This is a genomic window from Mesorhizobium sp. M7A.F.Ca.CA.002.15.2.1 (assembly GCF_003998715.1).
GTDB classification, from domain to species: domain Bacteria; phylum Pseudomonadota; class Alphaproteobacteria; order Rhizobiales; family Rhizobiaceae; genus Mesorhizobium; species Mesorhizobium ciceri.
Genome location: NZ_RZPI01000480.1, coordinates 1 through 4,452 on the forward strand (window position 1 = coordinate 1; position 4,452 = coordinate 4,452).

The window sequence follows — 4,452 nt, forward strand, 5'->3', positions numbered from 1 at the left end:
AGGAAAATCTCGACCATGTGCCGACGCTGGTTGCCGTCGGCCTTGGCGGCGCCACCGGTCCGGCGCCGAAGGCCATCCTCGACCAGGGCGCGCAGGAATTTGCCGATGTGCCGATCCCGAGCTGGCGGCCCGACAGGACGGCACCGGCCGGCACCGGCCCGAAGAATGCCGGCTCCGCCGCGCAGGGCGACCAGCCGGTCAAGGTTGCGAACTAGCCAATGGGCAGCGGCTTCCCGATCCCAGTCTCGGTGCTGACCGGCTTCCTCGGCGCCGGCAAGACGACGCTGCTCAACCGGCTGCTCAAGGATCCGGCGCTGGCCGACACCGCGGTGATCATCAACGAGTTCGGCGAGGTGGCGATCGACCATTTGCTGGTCGAGCAGTCTTCCGACGGCATCATCCAGCTGTCGGACGGCTGCCTGTGCTGCACGGTGCGCGGCGAACTGGTCGATACGCTGGCCGACCTGGTCGACCGGCTGCAGACCGGCCGCATTGCCCGGCTCGCCCGCGTCATCGTCGAAACCACCGGCCTTGCCGACCCGGCGCCGGTGCTGCAGTCGATCATGGCGCATCCGGCGCTGATCCAGGCCTTCCGGCTCGACGGCGTCATCACTTTGGTCGATGCCGTCAACGGCAACGCCACGCTCGATGCCCATGTCGAGGCGGTAAAGCAGGTTGCCGTCGCCGACCGCATCGTGCTCAGCAAAGCCGATCTGGCCACCGACCCCAATGAGCTGGAAATGCTGCGGGCGCGCCTGCGGCAGATCAATCCGGGCGCCGAACTGCTCGATGCCGGCGACACGGAGACAGGCGTGGCGGCGTTGTTTGATTGCGGCCTCTACAACCCGGCAACCAAATCCGCCGATGTGCGGCGCTGGCTTGGCGAGGAAGCGGCGCACGATCATCACCATCATGCTGGTCATGATCACGAGCATGGCCATGACCACGGCCATCGTCACGATCAGCGCGTGCGCTCCTATTCGCTGGTGCATGACGGCCCGGTGCCGTTTTCGGCGATCGAGATGTTCCTCGACCTGCTGCGTTCGACCCATGGCGAGCGCCTGCTGCGCATGAAGGGCGTCATCGAGCTCAGGGAAGACCCGTCGCGGCCGCTGGTGATCCATGGCGTGCAGAAGATCCTGCATCCGCCGGTGCAATTGCCGTCCTGGCCGGATGGCCAGCGTGGCACGCGGCTGGTGCTGATCACGCTCGACATGCCGGAAGATTATATCCGCAGGCTGTTCGCCGCCTTCACCGACCGGCCGTCGGTTGACACGCCCGACCGCGCGGCGCTGGAAAACAATCCGCTGGCGATCGCCGGGCGGTAGCTCCCAACGATTACGGCGCGCCGCGCTCGACCAGGAAGCGATGGCCGCCGGAGACCGCGGCCGTTTCAATCAACTGGTGGCCGCTCTCGGAGCAGAATGCCGGAATGTCGATGACGGCGAGCGGGTCGGTGGTCTCCAACCAGAGCCGACTGCCCGGTTGCATCCCCGCGAGGCGCTTCTTGGCCTTGAGCACGGGCAAGGGGCAGTTCAGCCCCTTGAGGTCATAAATAGCGGCGCGATCAGCCACGGGCGATATCAACCGCCGAACATGCCGAGCAGCTTGTTCTTCAGCTTCGTCACCCGGCTTTCGTCGGCACTCGCCGCTTGCGTTTCAGCCATTGGCGCCGCTTCCGAAGGGGCCGCGATGGTCGCGGTGGCGACTGGGGCCTCCTTGGCGGCCTTCTCGGCCTCCTTTTCGGCCAGAGCCTGGGCCTTGGCGGCTTCCTTGGCTTGCTTGGCCGCCTCTATGGCAGCCAGCCTCTGCTCCTCGGCCTTCTGCTTGGCAGCTTTTTCGGCATCAAGAGCCGCCATCTTGCGGCCGGCGGGCGAATCGATGCGGCCCATGCGTGCCGTCTCGGTGACCGAGCCGTCATTGTTGAGCGACGGCGGATCGATCGGTACGCGTTCGCCGCGTGCGCGGCGCTTGGACCAGTCGGAGACGATGCTGGCTTCCTTGATACCGGCGATGGTCGGCTTGGGCGCCGGCACGCTGGCCTTGACCGCGCCGCTGAACGCCGCGTCATAGGTGCTCATGTAGGAATTGTAGGCGCTCTTCAGCGAATCAGGCTGCGTCGTCGCCGGGCAGGCGCCAGTCGGATCGAATGTCTGACCGTCGGCGGCTACCTGGTTGAAGACATAACGCTTCTCGCAGACATCGACCTTCGGCGGCACCTTGGTGATCTCGAAATTGTCGTAGCCGACCTTGAGCATCTTCCAGAAGTCGTAATTCGGGTCGTTGCGGTAGCGCGCCATGTTGGCGGCGGTCATGCGGAACGGAAACGCCTGGATCTGGAACTCGGTCTGGCCGCCCTGGAAAGCATCGCGGCCGAAGGCATAGATCTGCTCGATCTGCGCATCGGTCATCGAATAGCAGCCCGACGACGAACAGGCGCCGTGCACCATCAAATTGGAGCCGGTGCGGCCGTTGGCGCGGTCATAGGCGTTGGGATAGCCGATGTTGAAGGACAGATGGTAGTTCGAGCGCGGATTCATCTGCGCCGGGCGCACCGTGTAGAAGCCTTCCGGCGCCTGGCGGTCGCCTTCGGTGTATTTCGGCCCGAGCTTGCCCGACCATTTGCAGATGTCGTAGCTGGCGACCATGTCATAGCGGCCGTTGGTCTTGGCCTTCCAGATCTCGAGCTTGCCTTCTTCCTTGAAGATGCGGGCCATCACCGACGAGGTGCGGACCATGCCCTTGGCCCTCATGTCGGCGAGGATCTTGTCGGGCAGCGGCTTGTTGGCCTCCGGGGCAAAATCCTTCATCGACGAATTGTTGCAGCCGGCAACGCCGAGGGCAGCGATCAGGATTCCGGTGCGGGCAAGCTTGACAAACATGGCTACGGATATCGTCTTTTCTCTGGCGCCAGGACGTTTCCTGCCCCGGCTGCTACACTGCGCATCGACGGACCCTAAGCCCGTTAACCCTAATAAATTCCTTACCGCAAGTGCCGACGCATCCCCCTGCGGCAGTCTCATTGAGCCGAATGCAGCGGCATTTTTGTGGCAAAAATGCTCCGCTCCGCCACATTGTTGCGGCCAAGGGTGCCTGTGGTCAGAGACTGCGGCCCATGGCCAGGTATTTTTCGCGGCGCTGTTCGCGGAAATCGGTGTTGGCGCCGGCGAAGTCCTTCATCGTCCTGGCGATGAGGTCTCCGGTCGCGGCGATCACGGTTTCGGCGCCGCGATGCGCACCGCCGAGCGGCTCGGGGATGATGGCGTCGATGATCTTCAGTTCCAGAAGATCCTGCGCGGTGATCTTCATGTTGGTCGCCGCGTCCTTCGATCGTGTCGTGTCGCGCCACAGGATCGAGGCGGCACCTTCCGGCGAAATCACCGAATAGATGGCGTGTTCGAGCATGTAGACGCGGTTGGCGGTGGCGATGGCAATGGCGCCGCCCGAACCGCCTTCGCCGATGACCACCGAGATCGACGGTACTTTCAGGCCGAGACAGGTCGAGGTTGAACGGGCGATAGCCTCCGCCTGGCCGCGCTCCTCGGCGTTGACTCCGGGATAGGCGCCGGCCGTGTCGACCAGCGTCAGGAGCGGGATCTTGAAGCGGTCGGCCAGTTCCATCAGCCGTACCGCCTTGCGGTAGCCCTCCGGCCGAACCGAGCCGAAATTGTGCTTCAGGCGGCTGGCTGTGTCGGAACCTTTTTCCTGGCCGATGATGGCAATGGGTTCGCCGCGGAAACGGGCGAAACCGCCGACGATCGCCTGGTCCTCACCGAAATTGCGGTCGCCGGCCAGCGGCGTGAAATCGGTGAACAGGCCCTTGATGTAGTCGACGCAATGCGGCCTGTCGGGATGGCGCGCCACCTGCACCTTCTGCCAAGGCGTCAGCGCCTTGTAGGCATCGCGCAATGCGTCGCGGGAGCGCTTCTCGAGACGGTTGATCTCGTCGCCGACATCGACCGCCTCGCCATTCTCGGCAAGCTTCTTCAGCTCGAGGATCTTGCCCTCGAGGTCCTGCACCGGCTTTTCGAAATCGAGGTAATTATACATGCGTGAGCGGACCGATACGTCGGAAGGCAGTGGCTGACGGAACCCTTGAATCCAAGGCTCCGGGCGGTGAAATGTCGTCCTCACATAGCGATATGAGGCCTAGTCGGCAAGCGGATGATGATCGTTGACCAGCCGCACCAGCCGCTCTTCCAGCACATGGGTGTAAATCTGTGTCGTCGATATGTCGGCATGGCCAAGCAATTGCTGCACGGCCCGCAGATCGGCGCCGTTCTGCAGGAGATGGCTGGCGAAAGCATGGCGCAGCACGTGCGGCGAGATCTTCGCCGAGGCAATGCCGGCCCTTGCCGCCAGCCCTTTCAGGTCACGCGCGAAGACCTGGCGCGAGAGATAGCCGCTGTCCGAGGCGGCCGGAAACAGGAACGGACTGTCGGCCAAGGCTGG

The 4,452-nt window shown here is 64.0% G+C and carries 5 protein-coding genes and 1 pseudogene; 2 read left to right on the forward strand and 4 right to left on the reverse strand.

Annotated elements, in window-relative coordinates; genetic code table 11:
- Together ENZ74_RS23150 and ENZ74_RS23155 are read left to right on the forward strand one after the other, a co-directional pair.
- Positions 1-215: pseudogene (locus ENZ74_RS23150) on the forward strand (D-alanyl-D-alanine carboxypeptidase); the annotation flags it as partial.
- 3 nt (positions 216-218) lie between these two features.
- Positions 219-1,328, forward strand: coding sequence for a GTP-binding protein (locus ENZ74_RS23155; RefSeq protein WP_027162928.1), 1,110 nt, complete (start codon positions 219-221; stop codon positions 1,326-1,328).
- Positions 1,329-1,338: 10 nt separating this feature from the next.
- Here ENZ74_RS23155 and ENZ74_RS23160 read toward each other — a convergent pair whose 3' ends face one another.
- The 4 genes from ENZ74_RS23160 to ENZ74_RS23175 form a co-directional block, all read right to left on the reverse strand.
- On the reverse strand, positions 1,339-1,575 hold the full coding sequence (locus ENZ74_RS23160; protein WP_024503732.1) for a sulfurtransferase TusA family protein: 237 nt from the start codon (positions 1,573-1,575) through the stop codon (positions 1,339-1,341).
- An 8-nt stretch (positions 1,576-1,583) separates the two neighbouring features.
- Positions 1,584-2,882: a murein L,D-transpeptidase family protein gene (locus ENZ74_RS23165; protein ID WP_013529353.1), complete on the reverse strand. Its 1,299-nt coding sequence runs from the start codon at positions 2,880-2,882 to the stop codon at positions 1,584-1,586.
- 217 nt (positions 2,883-3,099) lie between these two features.
- Positions 3,100-4,050, reverse strand: a complete 951-nt coding sequence (locus ENZ74_RS23170; RefSeq protein WP_024503734.1) for an acetyl-CoA carboxylase carboxyltransferase subunit alpha — start codon at positions 4,048-4,050, stop codon at positions 3,100-3,102.
- Between the two features lie 99 nt (positions 4,051-4,149).
- Positions 4,150-4,452 (reverse strand): tyrosine-type recombinase/integrase (locus ENZ74_RS23175; protein WP_164761151.1); only part of this gene is annotated, 303 nt, incomplete at its 5' end.